Annotated in this window: 19 protein-coding genes and 2 tRNA genes; 13 read left to right on the forward strand and 8 right to left on the reverse strand. The window is 72.6% G+C overall.

Annotation, left to right across the window (positions count from 1 at the left end; all coding sequences use genetic code 11):
• Nucleotides 1-272: 272 nt before the first annotated feature.
• The 3 genes from KZ820_RS21260 to KZ820_RS21270 form a co-directional block, all read right to left on the reverse strand.
• The gene (locus KZ820_RS21260) at nt 273-545 is read right to left on the reverse strand and encodes a DUF7957 family protein (RefSeq protein WP_219750805.1); all 273 of its coding nucleotides are present in this window, start codon (nt 543-545) and stop codon (nt 273-275) included.
• 73 nt (nt 546-618) lie between these two features.
• Nucleotides 619-1,131: a hypothetical protein gene (locus KZ820_RS21265; RefSeq protein ID WP_219750806.1), complete on the reverse strand. Its 513-nt coding sequence runs from the start codon at nt 1,129-1,131 to the stop codon at nt 619-621.
• Between the two features lie 325 nt (nt 1,132-1,456).
• Nucleotides 1,457-1,530, reverse strand: a tRNA-Gly gene (locus KZ820_RS21270).
• 219 nt (nt 1,531-1,749) lie between these two features.
• On the opposite strand from KZ820_RS21270, the gene KZ820_RS21275 reads away from it, so the two are divergent.
• The 9 genes from KZ820_RS21275 to rdgB all read left to right on the forward strand — a co-directional run bounded on the left by KZ820_RS21275 (nt 1,750) and on the right by rdgB (nt 11,394).
• Complete coding sequence (locus tag KZ820_RS21275; RefSeq protein ID WP_219750807.1) at nt 1,750-3,984, forward strand: TonB-dependent siderophore receptor; 2,235 nt, start codon at nt 1,750-1,752, stop codon at nt 3,982-3,984.
• A gap of 254 nt (nt 3,985-4,238) precedes the next feature.
• Nucleotides 4,239-4,718: a DUF1440 domain-containing protein gene (locus KZ820_RS21280; protein WP_219750808.1), complete on the forward strand. Its 480-nt coding sequence runs from the start codon at nt 4,239-4,241 to the stop codon at nt 4,716-4,718.
• A 391-nt stretch (nt 4,719-5,109) separates the two neighbouring features.
• Nucleotides 5,110-6,033: a UDP-2,3-diacylglucosamine diphosphatase gene (locus KZ820_RS21285; RefSeq protein WP_219750809.1), complete on the forward strand. Its 924-nt coding sequence runs from the start codon at nt 5,110-5,112 to the stop codon at nt 6,031-6,033.
• Nucleotides 6,034-6,042: 9 nt separating this feature from the next.
• Entirely contained in the window at nt 6,043-7,092 is a 1,050-nt protein-coding gene (locus KZ820_RS21290) for a glycosyltransferase family 4 protein (protein WP_219750810.1), read from the forward strand.
• Nucleotides 7,093-7,248: 156 nt separating this feature from the next.
• The gene (locus tag KZ820_RS21295; protein WP_183921873.1) at nt 7,249-7,929 is read left to right on the forward strand and encodes a DUF1013 domain-containing protein; all 681 of its coding nucleotides are present in this window, start codon (nt 7,249-7,251) and stop codon (nt 7,927-7,929) included.
• 511 nt (nt 7,930-8,440) lie between these two features.
• Nucleotides 8,441-9,211 carry a 3'-5' exonuclease gene (locus tag KZ820_RS21300; protein WP_132909714.1) on the forward strand — a complete coding sequence of 257 codons (771 nt, stop codon included), beginning with the start codon at nt 8,441-8,443 and terminating at the stop codon, nt 9,209-9,211.
• Nucleotides 9,212-9,387: 176 nt separating this feature from the next.
• Complete coding sequence (locus tag KZ820_RS21305) at nt 9,388-9,849, forward strand: TM2 domain-containing protein (protein WP_219750811.1); 462 nt, start codon at nt 9,388-9,390, stop codon at nt 9,847-9,849.
• 208 nt (nt 9,850-10,057) lie between these two features.
• On the forward strand, nt 10,058-10,771 hold the full coding sequence (gene rph / locus KZ820_RS21310; protein WP_219750812.1) for a ribonuclease PH: 714 nt from the start codon (nt 10,058-10,060) through the stop codon (nt 10,769-10,771).
• Nucleotides 10,768-11,394: an RdgB/HAM1 family non-canonical purine NTP pyrophosphatase gene (gene rdgB / locus KZ820_RS21315; protein WP_219750813.1), complete on the forward strand. Its 627-nt coding sequence runs from the start codon at nt 10,768-10,770 to the stop codon at nt 11,392-11,394. The genes rph and rdgB overlap by 4 nt, the downstream gene beginning before the upstream one ends.
• 464 nt (nt 11,395-11,858) lie before the next feature.
• Here rdgB and KZ820_RS21320 read toward each other — a convergent pair whose 3' ends face one another.
• A complete protein-coding gene (locus KZ820_RS21320) occupies nt 11,859-14,234 on the reverse strand; it encodes a membrane-bound PQQ-dependent dehydrogenase, glucose/quinate/shikimate family (protein WP_219750814.1) in 2,376 nt (791 codons plus the stop codon).
• Nucleotides 14,235-14,758: 524 nt separating this feature from the next.
• Between KZ820_RS21320 and KZ820_RS21325 the strand changes: the two genes are divergently transcribed.
• Complete coding sequence (locus tag KZ820_RS21325; RefSeq protein ID WP_219750815.1) at nt 14,759-15,538, forward strand: SDR family oxidoreductase; 780 nt, start codon at nt 14,759-14,761, stop codon at nt 15,536-15,538.
• A gap of 205 nt (nt 15,539-15,743) precedes the next feature.
• Here KZ820_RS21325 and KZ820_RS21330 read toward each other — a convergent pair whose 3' ends face one another.
• The 4 genes from KZ820_RS21330 to KZ820_RS21345 form a co-directional block, all read right to left on the reverse strand.
• Nucleotides 15,744-16,343 carry a CAP domain-containing protein gene (locus tag KZ820_RS21330; RefSeq protein ID WP_308462305.1) on the reverse strand — a complete coding sequence of 200 codons (600 nt, stop codon included), beginning with the start codon at nt 16,341-16,343 and terminating at the stop codon, nt 15,744-15,746.
• Between the two features lie 252 nt (nt 16,344-16,595).
• A complete protein-coding gene (locus KZ820_RS21335) occupies nt 16,596-17,873 on the reverse strand; it encodes a hypothetical protein (protein WP_219750817.1) in 1,278 nt (425 codons plus the stop codon).
• The gene (locus KZ820_RS21340) at nt 17,870-18,223 is read right to left on the reverse strand and encodes a hypothetical protein (protein WP_219750818.1); all 354 of its coding nucleotides are present in this window, start codon (nt 18,221-18,223) and stop codon (nt 17,870-17,872) included. The genes KZ820_RS21335 and KZ820_RS21340 overlap by 4 nt, the downstream gene beginning before the upstream one ends.
• 599 nt (nt 18,224-18,822) lie before the next feature.
• A tRNA-Leu gene (locus KZ820_RS21345) sits at nt 18,823-18,909 on the reverse strand.
• Nucleotides 18,910-19,064: 155 nt separating this feature from the next.
• Here KZ820_RS21345 and KZ820_RS21350 point away from each other — a divergent pair.
• The 3 genes from KZ820_RS21350 (at nt 19,065) to KZ820_RS21360 (ending at nt 22,441) form a co-directional block, all read left to right on the forward strand.
• Nucleotides 19,065-19,994 (forward strand): complex I NDUFA9 subunit family protein, encoded by a 930-nt coding sequence (locus KZ820_RS21350; RefSeq protein WP_219750819.1) that lies wholly within the window; start codon nt 19,065-19,067, stop codon nt 19,992-19,994.
• A 45-nt stretch (nt 19,995-20,039) separates the two neighbouring features.
• The gene (locus KZ820_RS21355) at nt 20,040-20,849 is read left to right on the forward strand and encodes an undecaprenyl-diphosphate phosphatase (protein WP_219750820.1); all 810 of its coding nucleotides are present in this window, start codon (nt 20,040-20,042) and stop codon (nt 20,847-20,849) included.
• Nucleotides 20,850-21,001: 152 nt separating this feature from the next.
• Complete coding sequence (locus KZ820_RS21360) at nt 21,002-22,441, forward strand: NAD(P)-dependent oxidoreductase (protein ID WP_219750821.1); 1,440 nt, start codon at nt 21,002-21,004, stop codon at nt 22,439-22,441.
• Nucleotides 22,442-22,570 lie beyond the last annotated feature (129 nt).

A 22,570-nucleotide genomic window follows, 5' to 3' on the forward strand; every position in this document is an offset into this window, starting at 1 on the left:
GCCGCGCGACCGGCGGCCGAGCGGTCCGCGCCGCGCGTGGCGGACGGAGCGGCCTCGCCCTCCGCGCGGGCGGCGGGCGCACGCGCGCGCGCCGCCGCCCCGTTCGAGCGCTCGCCCCGCATCGCCGATCTCCCGCTGAAACGCGAGCGGGCCGGCGCGGCGGGAGCCTCGCTCCCGAACCGCCCGGCCCGACTCGCATCATCTCGATGTTCATGTTTTGTACGCGGACAGCGTCGCGCTGTCAAGTCTCCTGTCGCCCCCGGTGGTGCCGCTCAGCCGAGCGCGCGCCCGGTACCGGGGCTGATCGCCAGCCGCCGCCCGCTCTCCGTCTCGACCTGGAGCGAGTCGCCGTCGCGCTCCACCGCGACGAAGCGGTCGGGGCCGGCCGCGGGCGGCAGCTCACCGCGCCACACCACGCGCCCGGCGCGATCGAGGCAGACGAGGTTGCGCGCGCGCGCGTCATCCCCGGTGGCGGGGGCGTAGAGCACCACGCGCCGCCCGCCCCCGATCGCGATGCTGCGCGCGACTCGCGCTGGCTCGGGCATCGGCCGCTCTCCTGTTGCGCGGGGAGATACGCGGACGCGGGCGCGGCGGATGCAGGGGGCTTACGGGAACCTGTCAGTTCTCTCGATGAAAGACCCGCTTGAAGACGATCGGTGTCGATACATGCGGGACGATCATGGTGGTTTCCTCCTCCAGATCCCGACCGACAGTGCGATAGGTCGTCGTCCGATCGCTGTCCTCTCCGCGAAACCGTATGGCGAGCGCGTCACCGTCTCTTCTTGCCGATACCTCGAAGACAAGAACGTCGGTCAGCTTCCACGTGACCGGCTCTTCACCTATCCAGAGGGTGATGGGTGCCTTGGCATCATAAGCGATCCCGACCCGATCCCCTGCGGTCGATATTCTGATCCGGGCTACTGCAACAGACTTGCGCAGCCTCATGCGAGCGGTGACTCGAGTCGAGTTGGGAAGGCCCTCGGTCGCGCTGTCGATCGCCTCGAAGGCGTGGTCGCTCCGTAGGTCTCCACCATAGATGCCCGAGGCCACGCCTTGCGCTGGGCTCGCCGCGCCTGAGCTACAGCTAAGAAAGGCAGCTCCGACCGCGGCTGGCACGATCCACCGACGCATGCGCACTCCTTGTATTCCGCTGCCGGCCTCGGCGGAGCGAGTGAAGCTTCTGCCTAGCACAGGATCAAATGCTCGTGATACGGATCGAGAACCCGCCTGCACCGCCGAGGCGCACCAGTCGGTGGAGGACTGGCTGGCAGAGGGCCGGGCACCGCCGATATAGCGGTCTGCGAACGCGGGAGCGGATCAGCCGCCAAGCTGCGATGAACGGATGGTCCGCTGCCGGTGGATCAGCTCTCGCCGCCGCTCGCCACAGGCGATGGAAAGCTCCCCATGGCGTGATGGGCTTCGCCGCGGGGGCGAGGTCGCTGCCCCAGCCAAGGGTTGGAGCGGGTAACGGGAATCGAACCCGTGTATTCAGCTTGGAAGGCTGCTGCACTACCATTGTGCTATACCCGCACACCCATGGCTAGGCCTCGCGTGCCTAGTTCCGGCATGTCCACGTCGCGACGTCGGGAAGCCCGACCGGCTCACGACCCGGATCGCGATCTCATATCCACGTAGCGCTATCGGCACAAGCGGCTCTCGCAACCGCCCGCGTGCCCGCTCCGCTTCATCAACAAGCTATTGATACTCGTTCGCACAAGCGATAGAGCCCCGATCAGAAGGGGTTCTCACATGCATCATCGTCTCGTCCGCGCGCTGCTCGTCGCCAGCGCGCTCTGCCCGCTCCCGGCGCTCGCCGCCGTGCCCGACTCGCCGCTCGTCCCCGCGTGGACCGACGCCGCCGTCGACACTGTCGCCACCGCCGCCGGCGCCCCCGACCAGCAGCAGGTGGGCGACGACGTCGTCGTCACCGGGGTGCAGACGCGCGACGTCGGCTCCTCCGCCACCAAGGGCAGCGCGCCGCTGGCGCAGACGCCGCAGTCGGTCAGCGTCGTCACCGCCGCCGACATCGCCGGGCTCGGGCTGCAGAACCTCAACCAGGCGCTGCGCTTCGTCGCCGGCGTCACGCCCGAGACGCGCGGTTCCAGCGCCGAGGTGTACGATCAGTTCAAGCTGCGCGGGTTCGACGCCGCGGTGTTCCTGGACGGGCTGCGCCAGTTCGGCAGCCCGACCGGCTATGCCGTGCCCCAGGTGGACGTGTCGCGGCTCGACCGGTTCGAGGTGCTCAAGGGCCCCGCCTCGGTACTCTACGGCCAGTCCTCGCCGGGCGGGCTGGTGGCGCAGTCGAGCAAGCTGCCGGTCGACGCGCCGCTCTACGGCGCGGTCGCGGCGAGCTACGGCACCTTCGACCTCTACCGCGTCGACGCCGACATCGGCGGGCGCGCCGGGGAGAGCGTGCTGTGGCGCGTCTACGGCAGCGTCAACGGCGCCGACACGCAGCAGCGCTTCAGCCGGCGCGAGCGCCAGACCATCTCGGGCGCGGTGACGCTCGGCGCGGGCGGCGCCACCACGCTGACGCTGCTGGGCAATTACTCGCACGACCCGCACAATGGCGCGTACGGCGTCTTCCCGGCGGTGGGCACGCTGATCGACAATCCCAGCGGCCGGCTGTCGACGCGCTTCGACGGCGGCGAGGCGGGCAATCGTTTCCGCCGCGAGCAGGCCTCGGGCACCTATATCTTCCGCCACGATTTCGGCGGCGGGTGGAGCTTCCGCGCCTCGGGCCGCTACCAGAACGTCACCGCGCGGCTCGGGCTGATCTACGTCAGCGGCGCGCCCGCGGACGCGGGGCTGCGCGTCTACAACCGCGCCTCCTATGCGACCGACGAGGAGCTCGACAACTGGACCTATGACAACCAGCTGAGCGGCGCCTTCCGCACCGGCCCGATCGAGCACCAGCTGCTGATCGGGGTCGACCGCCAGGTGGCGCACTCGACCGAGCTCTACGCCTTCGGCAGCGCGCCCGCGCTGGACGCCTACCAGCCGGTCTACGGCACGGTGGCGACGCCGCAGACCCCCGCGGCGGTGCCCAACCCGTTCGGCGGCAATTACGACACGCGCCAGCGCCAGCAGGGCGTGTACGCGCAGGACCAGCTCTCGCTCGGCGCGCTGCGCGTGACGCTCGGCGGGCGGCAGGACTGGGCCTATGCGCGCGAGCGCACCCAGGAGGGGTCGACCCAGCGCGACGAGAAGTTCACCTGGCGCGCCGCCGCGCTGTACACGCTGCCGTTCGGGCTGGCGCCGTACGTGAGCTATTCCACCTCCTTCCAGCCGCAGAGCGGCAGCGTGCTGCGCGACGACGGCAGCTTCGGCCTGCCCGACCCGTCGCTCGGCAAGCAGATCGAGGCGGGCGCCAAGTTCAGCGTGCCGGGCACGCCGATCCTGCTCAGCGCCGCCTGGTTCCGCATCGACCAGACCAACGTGCTGACCTCGACGCCCGATTTCACCGTGTCGCGACAGACCGGCGAGGTGCGCTCCACCGGCGTCGAGCTGGAGGGCTTCGCCCCGCTCGGCCACGGCTTCACGCTGCGCGGCGCGTTCAGCCGCCAGCGCGTGCGCGTGACGAGCGACCCGCAGGATCCGTCGCGCGTCGGCCGCGAGCTGGAGACGGTCGGGCGCGGCGGCACCTCGGTCAACCTCGACTGGACCGCGCCGGGCGGCCCCTTCACCGGCCTGACGCTGGGCGGCGCGCTGCGCCACGCCGACGAGGCCTATGCCGGGGTCTACACGCCGAGCTTCGGCGAGGCGGCGGCAGGGCCGCGCAACAGCCCGGGCTATACCGTCTACGACGCGCTGGTGCGCTACGACCTCGGCGTGGCGGCGCCGGGGCTGCGCGGGTTGAGCCTCGCGGTCAACGCCACCAACATCTTCGACAAGAGCTATCTCACCTCCTGCTTCGCCAATTACCAATGGTGCTGGTACGGCAACCGCAGGACGGTGCAGGCGACCTTGGGGTGGAAGTTCTGAGCGGCGGCGAGCGCCTGGTCCAACTGACGATGAAGGTGCGCTAAGATCCTCCCCTGCAAGGGGAGGTGGCAGCGCTTCAGCGCTGACGGAGGGGTTTCGCCGCTGGTGAGCGGCGCGACCATCCCCGGCCGGGTCACCCCTCCGTCAGGCCTGCGGCCTGCCACCTCCCCTTGCAGGGGAGGATCAGATCCCCGTCCCCCGCACCCTCTCCCCGGCCTCGCGCGTTGCGCCCTCCGCCATCATCGGAGACCCTCATGCGCTCGCTCCTCACCACCGTCGCGATCGGCCTCGGCGCCGGGCTCGTCGCCTCCCTCGCGATGGACCAGTTCCAGGCCGCCGCCGCCCCCGCGCTGGGGCAGAGCGGCGGCAACGACGATCCCGCCACGGTCAAGGCCGCCGACAGCGTCAGCCAGGTCGTCGGGGGCCGCCCGGTGACGCAGAAGCACCGCCGGCTCGCGGGCGGGGCGATGCATTACGGCGTCGGCGCCGCGCTCGGGATCGGCTATGTCGCCGCGGCGGAGCGCTGGCCCGAGACCGCGACGGGCTTCGGCCTGCCGTTCGGCGCGATGACGATGCTGCTGCTCGACGACCTGCTCGTCCCTGCCGCTGGCTGGGGGCCGTGGCCCGAGGCGGAGGCGAAGGGCAACCTCTACACGCTGGCGTCGCACCTCGTCTTCGCCGCGACCGTGGAAGGCGTGCGCCGCGGCGCCGACGCGCTGCTCGACAACGACTGAGCGGGCGGGCGGGCGGGCGGCGGCCAAATCCTGAAGGGGCGAGGCCGCGTCTTCGGGCTCCTCCATGCGATATTCCCGCCTCACGCCACTCCGTTCGTGCCGAGGAGGCGCTGAGCCTGTCGAAGCGCCGTCTCGAAGCACATGACGTCCCGCTGGTGGCGCCGCTTCGAGACGAGGCTTCGACGAGCTCAGCCTCTCCTCAGCGCGAACGGAAACGGGAGGATGCGAGCGGGCGCCGCCGTCACCCCGCCCGCCACATCGGGTCGCCGCGTTGCCCCGCGCTCCCTCGGCGTGACGCCGAACCGTCACGTCCGCGTCACCCCAGCGTCAAGCCGCGGAGACATGCGCGTAACACAGGCGGCGTAGAACGGGGCAGCGAGGGAGGGCTGCCATGCCGACGACGGTTCACTCGATCAGCGCGCTCACCGCGGGCCTGCCGCTGGGCGACATCGCCGATCTGTTCGACGCCGAGGGGCGGCCTCACCGGCCCGAGCACGCCACCGGCGCGCGCCGCCGCTACCGCACGGTGTGGATCAGCGACGTCCATCTCGGCACGCGCGGCTGCAACGCCGACATGCTGATCGACTTCCTCGACCATGTCGACAGCGACACGATGTACCTGGTCGGCGACATCATCGACGGGTGGCAGCTCAAGAAGCGCTTCTACTGGCCCGCCGCGCACAATGACGTGATCTGGCGGCTGATGAAGCGTGCGCGCCGCGGCACGCGAATGGTCTATATTCCCGGCAACCACGACGAAATGTTCCGCCAGTTCGCCGGGCTCGACTTCGGCGGCATCCAGATCCGCCGCAAGGCAATCCACGAGACCGCCGACGGCCGCCGCCTGCTGGTGCTCCACGGCGACGAGTTCGACGCGATCACGTTGTCGCACCGCTGGCTCGCGCATGTCGGCGACGCGGCGTACACGATGCTGATGGCGCTCAACCGCTGGGTCAGCGCGGTGCGGCGGCGCTGGGGCATGCCGTATTGGTCGCTGAGCAAGCACGCCAAGGCCAAGGTGAAGAACGCGGTGGCGTTCATCTCGCGCTTCGAGGAGATCGTCGCCGAGGCGGCGGGCAGCCGCGGCGTCCAGGGCGTGGTGTGCGGCCATATCCACACCGCCGAGATGCGCGAGATCGCGGGCGTGGCCTATTACAACGACGGCGACTGGGTCGAGGGCTGCACCGCTCTGGTCGAGCATCACGACGGGCGGATGGAGATCCTCGACTGGGGCGAGGAGATGCGCCGCCGCGGCGCGCCGCCCGCGGTCGCGCTCGCCGCCCCGGTGCCCGCGCGCGCGGCGCTCGCCGCCTGAGCCGCGCGCATGCGGATCGCGATCGTCACCGATGCCTGGGCGCCGCAGGTCAACGGCGTGGTGCGCACGCTGGAGGCGGTGATCGCCGAGCTGCGCGCGGGCGGGCACGAGGTGCTGGTGGTCTCGCCCAGCGGCGCGCCGTCGCTGCCCTGCCCGACCTATCCCGAGATCCGGCTCGCGCTGATGTCGCCCGCGGCGGTGGGGCGGCGGATCGCGGCGTTCGGCGCGGAGGCGGTGCACATCGCCACCGAGGGGCCGCTCGGCCTCTCGGCGCGGCGCTGGTGCCGCGCCCGCGGCCTGCCCTTCACCACCGCCTATCACACGCAATTCCCGGACTATGTCGCGGCGCGCACCGGGGCGGACCCGGAATGGGTGTGGCGCTACGTGCGCTGGTTCCACGATCCCGCCGCGGCGGTGCTCGTCTCGACCGCCACGATCGAGCGCACGCTGCGCGCGCACGGGCTGACGCGGGTGAGGCGCTGGGGCCGCGGCGTCGGCCCGGCGTTCCGGCCCGAGGGCGCGGTGAACGCGCGCATGGCGGCGGCGCGGGCGTCGAACGATGCGTCGAGCGGCGGCGCGCCGGTGCTGCTCCACGTCGGCCGCGTCGCGGTGGAGAAGAACGTGGAGGCCTTCCTCGCCGCCGACGTGCCCGGTACCAAGGTGGTGGTGGGCGACGGCCCGGCGCGCGCCGCGCTCGAGCGGCGCTTCCCCGACGCACTGTTCCTCGGCGCGCTGTTCGGCGGCGACCTCGCCGCGGCCTATCGCGCCGCCGACGTCCTGGTGTTCCCGAGCCGCACCGACACGTTCGGGCTGGTGATGATCGAGGCGCTGGCGTGCGGCACGCCGGTGGCGGCCTATCCGGTGCCCGGCCCGGTCGACGTGCTGACCCCCGCCACCGGCGCGATGGCGCAGCGGCTCGAGGAGGCGATCGCGCGCGCGCTGACGCTCGACCGCGCCGCCTGCGCCGCGGCGGGGGCGGGCTTCACCTGGGCGGCGAGCGCGCGCCAGTTCCTCGACGCGCTCGCGCCGTTCGGGGCGACGCTGCGGTTGGTGGCGTAGGGAAACTCTGATCCTCCCCGCCATGCGGCGAGGATCTCCCCCTCATCCCCCTCCCTCCACGCCCGCTTGCCCTCGCGCGCGCCAGGCACTAAGTCGTTGGGCAACAGGCGGCCGCTCCGGGAAGGGGCGGCCCTTTGCATTTATGGAGTATTCCGCATGGCCCAGCCGCTCATGCCCCACGCCACCGCTTCCTGGCTGGTCGACAACACCTCGCTCTCGTTCGAGCAGATCGCCGACTTCTGCGGGCTGCACATCCTCGAGGTCCAGGCGATCGCGGACGACACCGCCGCCACCAAGCTGACCGGGCGCGATCCCGTCCGCGCGCACGAGGTGACGCAGGAGGAGATCGACAAGGCGCAGGCCAGCCCCGCCTATCGCATGAAGATGACCAAGGGCCCCGACCAGGTGCGCCGCACCAAGGGCCCGCGCTACACGCCGGTCAGCAAGCGCCAGGACAAGCCCGACGGCATCGCCTGGATCATCCGCAACCACCCCGAGATCAGCGACGGCGCGATCAGCAACCTGATCGGCACGACGCGCACCACGATCGCCGCGATCCGCGACCGCAGCCACTGGAACATCGGCAACATCACGCCGAAGGACCCGGTGACGCTCGGCCTCACCACGCAGCGCGAGCTCGACGCGGCGGTGGCCAAGGCGGCCAAGGCGGCGGGCATCGAGCAGCAGGCCAACGACCCGCGGCTCGACGGCGACCGCGAGGCGCTGATCGCCTCGCTCCGCGCCGAGCGCGAGCAGGCCGCGCGCGACGCCGAGGCGGCCGAGGCGGGCGAGCTGCGCGGCCCGGTCTCGCCGTTCGAGGACCCGTTCCGGCGGTGAGCCGAGGGGCGGCGGAGGCGCGGCGATCCGCGCTGCCGCGGCCGCAGGTCCGGACCGCCGGCCGCTGGTCGCCCTGCGCGCAGCCCCCCCTCCCTCCCTGCCGTCATCCTGAACTCGTTCCAGGATCCACTTGTCCGCCCGCTCCTCCGGCCCGCGAGAGGATGCCGCGTGGCGCCGCGGTACCGGCCGCCCGCGGCACCCGGCCTCGCCAGCGACGGAGCAACCGGTACGCGGCCCCGTGGATCCTGAGACACGCCCAGGATGACGCCAGCGGATGGGACGGTGCGCATCGGCGCACACCCGGTGTCGTTGAGACTTGGTCGTACGCACCGGCCCCCGCTTGCTCTCGTCGAGAGGGCGAGAACAAGCGCAGCGACCTCGGTGCCCCACGCCGGCGCGGACGAGCCGGCGTGCACGGTCATGCTCCGCCGCCCGTCCCGGCGGCGCCGTTCGCCCCGCCCCGCACCTCACGCTGGCATTCCCCGCGCCGCCGCCCCACATAACGCGACACATGAGCTACGCCCGTCGCCCGCAGCCGCAGATCGTCCGCGTCATCGACCTCGAGACCACCGGCTCGGCCCCGCCCGCGCACGCGGTGTGCGAGGTCGGCTGGCAGGACGTCGCGCTCGGCGCCGACGGGCGGTGGGAGCTGTACGGCGAGGGCGGCAACATCCTCGTCAACCCGGGCCGGCCGATGCCCGCGATCACCCAGGCGGTCCACCATATCCGCGACGAGGACGTCGCCGACGCGCCGTGGTGGCACGACGTCGCGCGCCAGGTGCTCGATCCCTATCCGCGCCGCGTCGCGCTGGCGGCGCACCGCTCGGCGTTCGAGGAGCAGTTCTGCACCCCGGCGCTGACCCACGGCGCCGACTGGATCTGCACGTGGAAGTGCGCGCTGCGGCTGTGGCCCGACAGCCCCAGCTTCTCCAACCAGGTGCTGCGGTACTGGCGCAAGCCCGCCGGGCTGGAGCATGAGCGCGGGCTGCCCGCGCACCGTGCCTTCCCCGACGCCTATGTCACCGCGCACCACCTGCGCGACCAGCTCAACGAGGCCTCGGTGGCGCAGCTGATCCAGTGGACCAGCGAGCCCGGGCTGCTGCCGCGCGTCCGCTACGGCCCCGACCGCGGCAAGGAGTGGCGCGAGATCGAGGAGGAGAGCCTGGTCAAGTTCCTCACCGACCGCGACCCCGACGTGCGCTACACCGCCGAGACCGAGATGGCGCGGCGCCGCGGCGGCGGCCACGTCGGGCGGATGACGCCGCAGGAACTGCTGCTGTAGGTTCGTCATCTCGTGCTCCTGCGCTCGCGCGAGCCCGGGGCAACGAAGCCGCGCGCACGGCGCTGGGCTCCCGCCTGCGCGGGAGCAGGACGCGGGTGGGTCAGCGGCCCCCCTGCTCCTCCCTTGCCTTTCGCGCGCGGCTGCGGGAACACCGGCGCGACACGACGGAGTCACGGATGCGCGGACAGATACTCGGGGTCGACGTACGCAGCGGCGACGGGCTGGTCGCGGGCGAGGACGGCGAACGCTACACCTTCTCGCCCGAGGACTGGGCGCAGCACGGCGAGCCGTCGCGCGGGCAGCTGGTCGACTTCGAGGCCGCGGCGGGGCGCGCGCGCAACGTCTTCCCGGTGCCGGTCGCGCCTGCCGCCGCGCCCCCCGCTACGCCGACGTCCACCGCCGCCGCGCCGGTGCCGACCACCGACCGCAACAAATATATCGCCGCGGTGCTGGCCTTCCTGTTCGGCATCTTCGGCATCCACCGCTTCTATCTCGGCCGGGTCACCTCGGGGATCATCATGGCGGTGCTGACCTTCACCGTGATCGGCGCGCTGGTGACGGTGCCGCTGTCGATCGTCGACATGGTGCGCTACCTGGTGATGTCCGACCGCGACTTCGCCGCGCGCTACGGGCGCTAGGGCGTTGGAGCAAGCTTCTCCCCTCCCCTTCAAGGGAGGGGTCGGGGGTGGGGCCTCTCCGCGAGTGCAGTGCTCGAGGAAGCGCCCCACCCCAACCCCTCCCCTTGAGGGGAGGGGCTCGGCTTCCCCCCCCCCCTCCCCGCAACCCGCTGGCGCCGCGCCATCAACGCGGCTAGGGCCGGCACCGTCCGAGCTTGAGGAGAGTTTCATGCGCCCCAGCGGCCGCGCCCCCGACCAGATGCGCGCGATCACGATCGAGCCGCGCTTCACGCGCCACGCCGAGGGATCGGTGCTGATCGGCTTCGGCGACACCAAGGTGCTGGTCACCGCCTCGGTCGAGGAGCGCGTGCCGCCGTTCCTGCGCGGCAAGGGCCAGGGCTGGGTCACCGCCGAGTACGGCATGCTGCCGCGCGCCACGCACACGCGCAGCAGCCGCGAGGCCGCCAAGGGCAAGCAGTCGGGCCGCACCCAGGAGATCCAGCGGCTGATCGGCCGCTCGCTGCGCGCCGTCACCGACATGGCGCTGCTCGGCGAGCGCCAGATCACGCTCGACTGCGACGTGATCCAGGCCGACGGCGGCACCCGCACCGCCTCGATCTCGGGCGCCTGGGTGGCGCTGCGGCTCGCGGTGGACGCGCTGCTGCGCGACGGCAAGCTCGGCGCCGACCCGATCCGCCAGAAGGTGGCGGCGGTGTCGTGCGGCATCTACCAGGGCAACCCCGTGCTCGACCTCGATTACGACGAGGATTCGAACGCCGACGCCGACGCCAATTTCGTGCTGCTCGAGAACGGCCATATCGCCGAGGCGCAGGCCACCGCCGAGCACGCCACCTACGACGAGGAGGCGCTGCTCCGCCTGCTGCGGCTGGCGCGGATCGGCTGCACCGACATCTTCGCCGCGCAGGCGAAGGCGGTCGCGTGAGCGGCGAGGGGAAGGAGCCGCAGGCGATCCGCAAGCTCGCCCCGGGCAAGCTCGTGATCGCCAGCCACAACCAGGGCAAGGTGCGCGAGATCGCCGCCCTGCTTGAGGGGCGCGGGCTCGACGTCGTCTCGGCGGGCGAGCTCGACCTGCCCGAGCCGGAGGAGACCGGCACCACCTTCGTGATGAACGCCGAGCTCAAGGCGCGCGCCGCGGCGGACCTGTCGGGGCTGCCCGCGCTGGCCGACGACAGCGGTCTGTGCGTCGACGCGCTGAACGGCGATCCCGGCATCTTCTCGGCGCGCTGGGGCGGCGAGAACAAGGACTTCGGCCACGCGATGCGCCTGGTCGAGGACAAGCTGGCCGCGCTGCCCGAGGCGCCGCGCACCGCGCATTTCGTCTGCGCGCTGGCGCTGGCCTGGCCCGATGGCCACGTCGAATGGTTCGAGGGCCGCGTCGACGGAACCCTGGTGTGGCCGCCGCGCGGCGACAAGGGCCACGGCTACGACCCGGTCTTCCGGCCCGACGGGCACGACGTCACCTTCGGCGAGATGGACGAGCCCGCGAAGAACGCGATCAGCCACCGCGGCGACGCCTTCCGCCAGCTGGTCGCGGCGGTGTTCTGAGGGAAGCGTAGGCGCCACGCTCGAGCGGCTCTGGGGCTCGCCGATCCGTTCCGCCAGGACCGCCCCGGCGAACGCCGGGGCCAGGTGGGATGGCGTCGGTGAGTCCCACGAGCGTCCCCAACTGAATCCCCGCCTCCGCCGGGGTGGCGGCAGTGGATTGAGCGGCGCATCTCCGGTCCCAGTGCCCCGGCGCAGGCCGGGGCCCAGTGGGGAAGGCCGACGTGAGGTTCGCCAGCGTCTCTCACCTGAATTCGACAAACGCCCGGGTGGCGGCGATGGAGTGAGCGGAGCATCGCCCGCATCGTGCCCCGGCGGGCGCCGGCGCGCAGGTGGCAAGGCGCATGTTCGAGCCACCAGCGGCTCCCAACTGGGCCCCGGCCTTCGCCGGGGCACGGGCCTGCTGCGGCAGCTCACCGCCTCACCAACCGGTCCGCCTCACCTCAGCGCGCTTACACGTCCCGCCCTCACGTCCGCGGCAGCGCGTAGGCCAGCGTGTAATCCCCGTAGCGCGTCCCCAGCGCGCCATGGCCGCCCGCGGTGATCACGACGTACTGCCGACCGTCGCGCCCGCGATAGGTCATCGGCGTCGCCTGCGCTCCGGCGGGCAGCCGCGCCTTCCACACCACCTTGCCGGTGCTGAGATCGAACGCGCGCAGATACTGGTCGGTGGTGGCGCCGATGAAGGCCAGCCCGCCCGCGGTGATGATCGAGCCGCCGAGGTTGGGCACGCCGGTCTTGAGCGGCACGCCGAGGTGCGAGCCGAACAGCCCGGTGTCGCGCGCGGTGCCCAGCACCTCGCGCCACAGCACCTTGCGCGTGCCGAGGTCGACCGCGGTGAGATGCCCCCAGGGCGGCGCGACGCAGGGCGCGCCGAAGATGCCGACCCACGCCTTCACCACCGCGACGTAGGGCGTGTTATACTGCGTCTGCAGCTGCGCCTGCATCGCGTTCTCGCCGCCCTGCTTCTGCTTCATCAGCTTCGCCGCGCGCGGGTCGTCGCGCCGCATCAGCCACAGCTTGAACGGCATCTCCATCGTGTTGACCGTCATCACCCCGCGCACCGGGTCGACCGCCGCGCCGCCCCAGTCGGTGACGCCGTCGAACGCCGGGTGGCCGATGATGGGCTTCAGCCCCATCGGCTGGTAGATGCCGGTGCCCTGCGCGCGGCGGATGTCGATGCGGCAGAAGAGCTGGTCGATCGGCGTCGCGCCCCAGGTCGCCACCTCGCGCGGGGCGGGCGGGGTGAAGCTCGGCATCCCGGTCGAGAAGGGCTGGGTCGGCGAGACGCGCACCCCCGGCGTCGCGCCGTCGGTGCGCACCTTGCGCTCGGTGATCGCGGCGATCGGCGCGCCGGTCAGCCGGTTGAGGAAGAACACCTGCCCCATCTTGGTGGTCTGGATCAGCGCCGGGATCACCTGCCCGTTCGGCGCGCGATAGTCGAACAGCGACGGGCCGATCGGCAGGTCCATGTCCCACATGTCGCGGTGGACCAGCTGGCGCACCCAGCGCAGCTTGCCGGTCTGCGCCTCGAGCGCGACGATCGCGCTGCCGAAGCGGTCGTCGAACGGGCGGCGATAGCCGATCCAATAGTCGGGCGAGGCGTTGCCGGTGCCGAGATAGACCAGGCCGTTGTCGGGATCGGCGGTGATCGCGCCCCATACGTTGGGCGTGCCGCGGGTATAGACCTGCCCCGCGGGCAGCGGGGCGATCGCGTCGGGCGAGCGGCCGACGTCCCACGCCCAGACCGGCGCGCCCGAGACGGGGTCATAGGCGCGCACCACGCCCGAGGGGATGTCGCGGTTGACGTTGTCGGTGATGCGCTCGCCGATGATCAGCCGGCCGTTCACCACCACGGGCGGCGTGGTGCCGATCTGGTCGGACGGCTTGGACACGCCCATGTTGGCGCGCAGGTCGATCGCGCCGCCCTGGCCGAAGCTCGGGCAGGGCCGGCCGGTGTCGGCGTCGAGCGCGACCAGCCGCGCGTCGAACGTCGGCGCGAAGATGCGCCGCGGGCATTCGGTACCGGCGGGCGCCTCGAAATAGGTGACGCCGCGGCAGACGAGATAATTGTTGCCCTCGACCCGGGCGGCCTCGTGCCAGCTCCACCTGGTCTTCCCCGTGGTGGCGTCGATCGCCTGCACGAAGGAGTGCGGCGTGCAGGTGTAGAGCGTGTCGCCGATGTGAATCGGGGTCGATTCCGAGTGATATTCGCGTTTGTGCTCGGTCGCCTCGGCGGGCATCGGCAGGTCGCCGGTGCGCTGCGTCCAGGCGAGCTGGAGCTTGCCGACATTCTGCGGCGTGATGTCCGCCAGCGCGGAATAGCGCCGCCCCGCCGGGGTGCCGCCATAGTCGCGCCAGTCGGCGTCGGCCGCGCCGGTCGGCGCCGCGGCGAGAGTGGCACGCGGCGCGCTCCCCGGCGTCGCCCCCTGCGCGGCGACATCCTGATGGCCGAGCATCAGCCCGAGCCCGGCGAGCGCGGCCACGCCAGCGGCCACCGCCGGCACCGCGCGCGAGCGCGCGCGCGGCCCGCGCCGCCAGCCGGTCAGCAGCACCAGCGCGAGCAGCACGGTCGGCGCCACCAGTCGAGGGATCAGCTGGAGCCCGTCGAGCCCGACCTCCCACAGCGCCCACAGCAAGGTGCCGACCCACACCGCCACGTAGAGCCAGCGCCCGGCCGGGTGGCCGCGCCCGAGCAGCGCCCCGCTCGCCACCATCGCGACACCCGCGATCACGTAATACGGCGAGCCCCCGAGCGACGCGAGCACCCCGCCGGCGACCGCGAAGAACCCGCCGAGAATCGCGACGACCCATGCCAGCGCCACGGTGAGCAACCGCCCCATAACTCGCTTCCTCGTTGATCCAGGGCAGGAACGCGGCCGCGCGCGAAAAGTAACGCGATGTTGCTGGGGGAAAGGGCAATCTCACTCACTCATCTGCGATCCAGGCGCCTGGCGGAGGCGGGCCCCCTCCCCCCCCTGCCGTCATCCCGGACTTGGTCCGGGATCCACTGATCCGCTGGAGCAACGGGTGCGGAGCGAGCGGCACGGTGGATCCCGGCCCCCGTCCGGGATGACGGAGAGGGTGTGGCGGGCTGATCTGAGCCAGGGACGTACTTCTGCGCGCCCTTTCCGCGGACGCGGCGACGCCTCTTCCGGCCCCCGACTCGCTGCACCCGCCCGCGTCTTCGATGACAAAGCCAGCGATCCACCCGCCCCGTCTCGCGCCGCCGCCGCTTCCCCTCGCCACGGAGGCGCGCTATCGTGCCACCCGGTCAACGGAGTCGACGCCCATGGTCCCGCATCGCCGCTGAGGCGGCCCGGCCGGCGGCGCGTGCCGCCCCCTTCTCTCCCGACCCGAGACCGACATGACACGATTGAACGGCAAGACCTGCGTCGTCACCGGCGCGGCGCGCGGCATCGGCCGCGCCATCGCCGCGCGCTTCCACGCCGAGGGCGCGCGCGTGATCCTCACCGACCTGGACGAGCCCGCCGGCGCCGCGGCCGCCGCCGCGATCGGCTGCACCTTCCGCGCGCTCGACGTGCGCGAGGAGAGCGACTGGGCGCACCTCGCGCGCGACGTCCCAGCGCTCGACGTGCTGGTCAACAACGCGGGGGTCACGGGCCTCGAGGCGGGCGCGGTGGCGCACGACCCCGAGCATGCCACGCTGGCGGACTGGCGCGCGGTCCACCGCGTCAACCTCGACGGCACCTTCCTCGGCTGCCGCTACGCGATCGGCGCGATGAAGGCGGCGGGTCGCGGCGCGATCGTCAACGTCTCGTCGCGCTCGGGCATGGTCGGCGTACCCGGCGCCGCCGCCTATGCCGCGTCCAAGGCGGCGGTGCGCAACCACAGCAAGAGCGTCGCGCTCTATTGCGCGCAGCAGGGCTGGGCGATCCGCTGCAACTCGATCCACCCCGGCGCGATCCTCACCCCGATGTGGGAGCCGATGCTGGGCGACGGTCCGGCGCGCGCGGAGCGGATGCGCGCCTTGGTGGCGGACACGCCGCTGCGCCGCTTCGGCGAGGCCGAGGAGGTCGCCGCGGTGGCGGTGCTGCTCGCCTCCGACGAGGCGACCTATCTCACCGGCGCCGAGCTGACGATCGACGGCGGGCTGCTCGCCGGCTCGGCGGCGGCGCCGGGCTAGGGGTCGGCTCGCCTATCTCTCATCGTCGCGGTGCTCCGGCGCACGCGAGCACGGGCCAGGTTGCACAGGCCAGCCTCATGGCGCGTAGCGCGGCGGGAGGTCCCGCGCCGGCGCACGCCCGGGACCGAGCCGGTGACGGCGCGTGCGGCGTCGGGCGGCCGCGGTCGCAGGCGCACGGTGCTCCCGCCGACCGCGCCGCGCCGGCTCAATACGCCGTCTCGCCGATCGTCTCGCCCGCCGGGGCGTAGCGGCAGACGAGCACGTCGTCGCGCCGCCCCGCCGCCAGCGCGCAGCCCAGCCGCGCGGTGCCGCGCCACACGATCTGCGCGTAGTGCACCGCGTCCTGCCAGCGCCCGGTGCGGCTGAAGCGCGGCGACGGCGCGTTGACATAGGCGCGGCGCTCGTCGAGCCACCAGCGCACCATCTCGGCATAGGCGTAGGCGTCGCGCGTGCCGGCGAACAGGTTCTCGCCCTGGCGCTGGCGGCCGCGCGGCTGCGCGGCGTGGGCGAAGCGGCCGGTGCGCGCCAGCTCGCGGGCATAAGCGTCGGCGGCGCGCGCCAGCGTCTCGTCCCAGGCGAGCGGCGGCAGCGCCAGCTCGGCACGCGCGCGATTGTGCTCCTCGAGCATGGCCTGGCGCAGCAGCGCCGACCCGCGCGGGGCGGGATCGATCCGCTGGCGCCACTCGGTCGCGCCGGCGCGTGGCGGCGGCGCGAGCCGCGACGGCTCGGCGCGGGCGGGGAGGTCGACGGAGGAGCGCGCGAGCAGGGCGGCGGCGAGCAGGACGACGGTTCGTTGCGATGACACAACGAGCGCTCGTAGCGTCCGCGAGTCGCGGCGCAATGCGGCGTCGCGGCGGAGAGGCGCGCGGGGCTGTGCTAGAGCGGGACGGGGGCGGTGGGCCGTCCTGCCCGTGGCACCTGCGCGGAGGGGTCCACGGCGGCGTGGCGAGCGCCGCGCGGTCTCTCCGCGACCTTCCGCCTGCCCCACCCCCTCCTGCCCGCGCCTTCCGGAGCTCGCCGTCCCCGGAGGTTCGCCGGCTCCCCCGCGCGAAGATCGTCACCCGATCAGCCGCGGCACGGAAACGCGGGGCGGGAGACCGGCGCGCGCCCGGCGCAGCGTCGCAGGCGCCTCCACCACCGGCACCGCGCCGGCGAGCGCCTCCAGCAGCTTGAAGTCGCGCGGGATCGCGCGGACGGCATCGGCGTCGCTGGTGAAATCGGGCGCGATGACGTCGAAGGCGGCGATCAGCTCGGCGAGCGACGGCGGCGGCAGCGCGTGGAGCGTCGCCGCGAGCCGCCGCATCCCCTCGTCGTCGACGCCGGGCTCGATCTCCTCGTCACCGAAGCGCTCGAGCAGCAAGGTGAAGACCGTCACGACATGCGCCGCCACCGCCGCGATGGGGGAGATGCCGGCTAGGTCACAGGTCGCCCGCTGGTGCGCGATCCCGGCCGTGAGCCGCGCCGATACGCTGTGGCGATCGGTCAGGCCATGGCTCTCCGCGATACCGCGGACGATCGCCGCCTCCTCGACGCAGAGCGTGTCGGCCAGCGCGGCGAAGGCGGCGATCAGGGCAGGCGCCTGCTCGAGTTCGAGGTGGTCGATCGCGTGACCGATATGCTCCCCCAGCGTGACGTTGACGTCGAGGTCGAGCCGCTCCTCGCCGGTCTGCTCGAGGAAGACGTAGGCCGCCGCGTAGACTCGCGCGAGCTCCGCCACGGTGAGCGCCCCGCGCCCGGCACCGCGGTCGCGCCGCTGGTCCGCGCCGGTCGCGCGCAGTCCGTAGCGGGTCGGGATCACCGTGACCTGCCACGCCTCGGCGTCGAACTCCGGCGCGACGAAGGCGAAGGCGGCGATCAGCCGGTCGAGCGACGCGCGGTCGAGCCGCCAGAGCGCCTCGGTCAGGCACCACACGGCCCGCGCGAGCGCGGCAGGCGCGACCACCTCCTCCGCCGCGCCCTGGAGCAGCAGCAGATAGGTCGCCACCAGTCGCGCCAGCGCCGCGGCGAGCGGGTCGATCTCCGCCGCCAGCGCCCGCGCGCGATCCGCCTCGATCGGCTCGACCGGTTCAGGGAAGGCCGCGCCCGCGCCGACGTAGAGCGCGAAACCGACCGGCAACGAGCGGACCAGCGCCGCCGCCGCGCCGCCGACCTCCTCCGCGACCGAGTCGAGCGCCGCGGCCAGCGCGCCGCCGGACAGATAGCTCAGCGCGCGCAGCGGGGCGCAGAGATATTCGGCGACCTTCACCGCATAGTCGAGGTCGAGCTGCGCCTCGTCGGCCTGCTCGAGGAACAGCACCATCGTCGCGACCAGCCGCGCCACCGGCGCGAGCGTCACGGGTTCATCACCCGTAGCTTGATCCGTCGCACGCCGGCGCGCGCGAGTATCGCGGCGGCGAGCGCGCGCTCCGCCTCGGTCGGCATCTCCCAGGTCGCGTAGCACCGCGCCTGCGCCAGCGCCTCGGCCTGACGCATGAGCTGCGTACGCGACCGCGGCAGATCGACGACGCGCAGCTTGCGATCGATCAGATAGTCGCCGTCGATTCCGTCGAAGCGGACGTGCCGCGAGCGGCCGTCCGCGGTGGCGAGCGTCAGCGCGGGCACACGGTCCGGCCGCGCCCCGGCCGCGCGATCATAGCCGCGCCACGCGCTCGGCCAATCGTCGTCGGAAGGCTCGTTCTTCCTCATTGCCGTGTCGGTCCGCCGCCGGGAGGAGAGAAACCGCCGCCACGCCGACCACATCTCGTTGCCCCCTCGCGATCACGGGAGGAACATGCTGGCAACATCGCCGCCCGACAAGTGGACGCCGACCATCGATCGCCGCCGCGGGTCAGCGGCACCCGCGTCAGCCCGGCGGTGGCGCGCCGGCCCGTTCGTCGCGACGGATCGGATAGGAGCCGCCGATCTGGCTCGGTCGCACCACGACGATCTAGGTCAGCCTCGGATCGCTCGCGAAGATCGCCTCGACCGCGCGCCAGCCGCGCGGCGGTCGCGCCAGCGTGGTGACATAAGCGACGTCGCCGATCCGCGCCGCGACGCTGAGCGCCTCCTCCGCGTCCGACGGCGCCGCGCCGCTGCGTCAGGGGTGATGGTCGAGGCGGGTGCCGCCTGCTCGCCGGGCCGCGCCGCCTCGCCATTGTAGGGGAGAGCGCTGTCCATCGTCGCCGCCGACCTCGTCGCTGATCACGCGAGCGATGCGCCCCGCCGGCCACCGCGGCAAGGTGCGATGCGCACCCGTCCGCCGCCGCGGGTCAGCGCGCGGCGCATCGATCAGCTCTGCGGAAGAATGGTGCCCAGAAGAGGACTCGAACCTCCACGACCTTGCGATCGCCAGCACCTGAAGCTGGTGCGTCTACCAATTCCGCCATCTGGGCACGGGGTAGGCCGGCGCCTCTAGGGGGTGGTCGCCGCCCTTGTCAACACGCATTTTCACGAACCTCGCCGCACTGCCGCATCCGGCCTTGTCATCGGCCGGCGCGGCGGGCAGAGCGGCGCGCGTAGCGGAAAGGCGTTCGAGATGAAGGACGGCATGAACGACAGACTGGTCACGCTGATCGGCGGCGGGGGGTTCCTCGGCCGCTATGTCGCGCAGGCCCTGCTCAAGACCGGCGCGCGCGTCCGCGTGGCGCAGCGCGACCCGCGCCAGGCCTTCTTCATCAAGCCGCTCGGCGGGCTGGGGCAGACCCAGTTCGTCGCCGCCGACATCGCGCGGCCCGAGACGATCCAGCGCGCGGTCGCGGGCGCGGATGCGGTGGTCAACCTGGTCGGCACCTTCGCGGGCAATCTCCAGCGCGTCCACGTCGACGGCGCGCGCATCGTCGCCGAGGCGGGGCGCGACGCCGGTGCGGCGCTGGTCCATGTCTCCGCGATCGGCGCCGACGCGGACGGCGACTCGGTCTACGCGCGCACCAAGGGCGCGGGCGAGCAGGCGGTGCGCCAGGCCGATCCGTCCGCGACGATCCTGCGCCCGTCCACCGTGTTCGGGCGTGAGGACCAGTTCCTCAACCGCTTCGCCGGGATGATCGCGCGGCTGCCGGTGGTGCCGGTGCTGCGCCCGGGCGCGCGCTTCCAGCCGGTCTATGTCGTCGACGTCGCGCAGGCGGTGTTCACCGCCATCGCCGACCGCGACGCGCACGCCGGCCATATCTATGAGCTGGGCGGGCCCGAGGTGCTGACGATGCTCCAGCTCAACCGCCGCGTCGCCGAGCATATCGGCCGCCGCCCCCACTTCGTCACCGTGCCGGACGGCGCGGGCGCCTTGCTCGCCGCGCTGCCGCTGACGCCGATCTCGGGCGACCAGTGGAAGCTGCTGGGCCACGACAGCGTCGTCGGCCAGGGCGCCGAGGGGCTGGCCGCGCTCGGCGTCGAGCCGACCCCGATCGACGCGGTCGCGCCCAACTGGCTGGTGCGCTACCGCAAGGCGGGGCGCTTCAGCATGATCAACCAGACCGCGGGCTGATCGGCGCGCGGGAGACGCGCCGGTGAGCTCGGGGGGAGAAAGACATTGAACGACCTGCTGATCACCATCCTCCTCGGCATCGTCGAGGGGGTCACCGAGTTCCTGCCCGTCTCCTCCACCGGGCATCTCGTGCTCGCCGGCGCGCTGCTGGGGCTGAAGGAGGCCGACGCCACCTTCGACATCGTCATCCAGCTCGGCGCGATCCTGGCGGTGATCGTGCTGTTCTGGCGGCGCTTCCTGAAGGTCGGCGAGGGGCTGCTGCGGCGCGATCCGGCGGCGATCCGCTTCACCCGCAATGTGCTGCTCGGCTTCCTGCCTTCCGCCGTCGTCGGCGCGATCGCTTATTCCTCGATCCGCAAGGTGCTCGAGGCGCCCGGCATCGGGCCGACGGTGGTGGCGGTGGCGCTGATCGTCGGCGGCATCGCGATCCTGTTCATCGAGCGCACCGTCCCCCCGGCCCCCAAGAGCGAGGTGGAGACGATGTCGTGGCGCGTCGCGCTCGGCATCGGCGTGGTGCAGTGCATCTCGATGATCCCGGGGGTCAGCCGCTCGGGCGCGACGATCATGGGCGCGCGCGCGATGCGCGTCGACCAGGAGACCGCCGCCGAGTACAGCTTCTTCCTCGCCATCCCGACGATGCTCGGCGCCACCACGCTGGCGCTGTGGAAGAGCCGCGACCTGCCCGGCCACGTCGATTACGGCGCCATCGCGATCGGCTTCGTCGTCGCCTTCGTCGTTGCGCTGCTGGTGATCCGCTGGTTCATGGGCGTGGTGACCAAGCACGGGTTCGCGCCTTTCGCCTGGTACCGCATCGTCGCGGGCACGCTCGCGCTCATCCTGCTCGCGCTACATTGATCCGAAGCGGACCTTCTTCTCACGCCTGAGTGGAAGGACGCTGCGCAAGCGCGCAACAATCGAAGTTTTTACGGCAGGTTTGCTGACGTATCGGCCAGAAAGTGCGTGACTCACCTATGTCAGTGTGAGACGTCGGCTGTCGGAGGACACCGATGGCCGACATGCTGAAGTTCGTGGATCGCGCGCAATCCTATCCCGCCAAGCGCGGGGCGGCCGATCGCGCCGACGATTTCCGCGAGATCGCCGAGCGCTACGCCACCCCCGCGGCGGAGGATCAGGCCGGGCGCTGCTCGCAGTGCGGCGTGCCCTATTGCTCGGTCCACTGCCCGCTCCACAACCATATCCCCGACTGGCTGCGGCTCACCGCCGAGGGCCGGCTGCGCGAGGCCTATGAGCTGAGCAACGCCACCTCGACCATGCCCGAGATCTGCGGCCGCATCTGCCCGCAGGACCGGCTGTGCGAGGGCAATTGCGTCATCGAGTTCAGCGGCCACGGCGCGGTGACGATCGGCTCGGTCGAGAAGTTCATCACCGATACCGCGTGGGAGGAGGGCTGGGTCGAGCCGCTCGTCCCCGGCCCCGCGCGCGGCCAGTCGGTCGGCGTGATCGGCGCCGGTCCGGCCGGGCTCACCGCGGCGGAATATCTGCGCGGCCACGGCTATGAGGTCCACGTCTACGACCGCCACGACCGCGCCGGCGGACTGCTGACCTACGGCATACCCGGCTTCAAGCTGGAGAAGCCGGTGGTGATGCGCCGCGTCGACCGGCTCAAGGCGGGCGGGATCGTCTTCCACGAGGGCTTCGAGGTCGGCCGCGACGCCACACTGGGCGAACTGCGCGCGCGCCACGACTCGCTGCTGATCGCGACCGGCGTCTACCAGGCGCGCGCGATCGACCTCGCCGGCAACGACCTGGCCGGCGTCGTCCCCGCGCTCGACTTCCTCACCGCGTCGAACCGCAAGGGCTTCGGCGACCATGTCCCCGCCTTCGAGGACGGCTCGCTCAACGCCGCCGGACGCGACGTGGTGGTGATCGGCGGCGGCGACACCGCGATGGACTGCGTCCGCACCGCGATCCGCCAGGGCGCCACCAGCGTGAAATGCCTCTACCGTCGCGACCGCGCCAACATGCCGGGCTCGCAGCGCGAGGTGGCCAACGCCGAGGAGGAGGGCGTCGAGTTCGTCTGGCTCGCCGCGCCCGCCAAGTTCAGCGGCCCCGAGGGCAAGGTCAGCGCGGTCGAGGTCAACCGCATGCGGCTCGGCGCGCCCGACGCGAGCGGTCGGCGCGCCCCCGAGGTCGCCCCGGGCGGCGCCGAGACGATGAAGGCGGACTTGGTGATCAAGGCGCTCGGCTTCGACGCCGAGGAGCTGCCGCGGCTGTGGGACGCGCCCGAGCTCGGCGTCACGCGCTGGGGCACGGTGCTGGTGGACTCGAAGACGCTGATGACCAGCCTCGACGGCGTGTTCGCCGCGGGCGACATCGTCCGCGGCGCCAGCCTGGTGGTGTGGGCGATCCGCGACGGCCGCGACGTGGCGGCGACGATGCACCAGTATCTGAAGGCGAAGGCGAAGAGCGAGAAGGTCGCGGCGTGATCGCGCGGCCGTCTCTCCTCGCCGCACTGGCGCTGGCCGCGGCGCCGGTCGCGGCGCAGACCGGCGCGCCCGGCGCGCCCGGCCCGGGCGCCATCGCCGCGCCCGAGCCGGCGCGGCTCGCTGCCGCGC

The organism is Sphingomonas citri (assembly GCF_019429485.1).
In the GTDB taxonomy this organism is placed as follows: domain Bacteria; phylum Pseudomonadota; class Alphaproteobacteria; order Sphingomonadales; family Sphingomonadaceae; genus Sphingomonas; species Sphingomonas citri.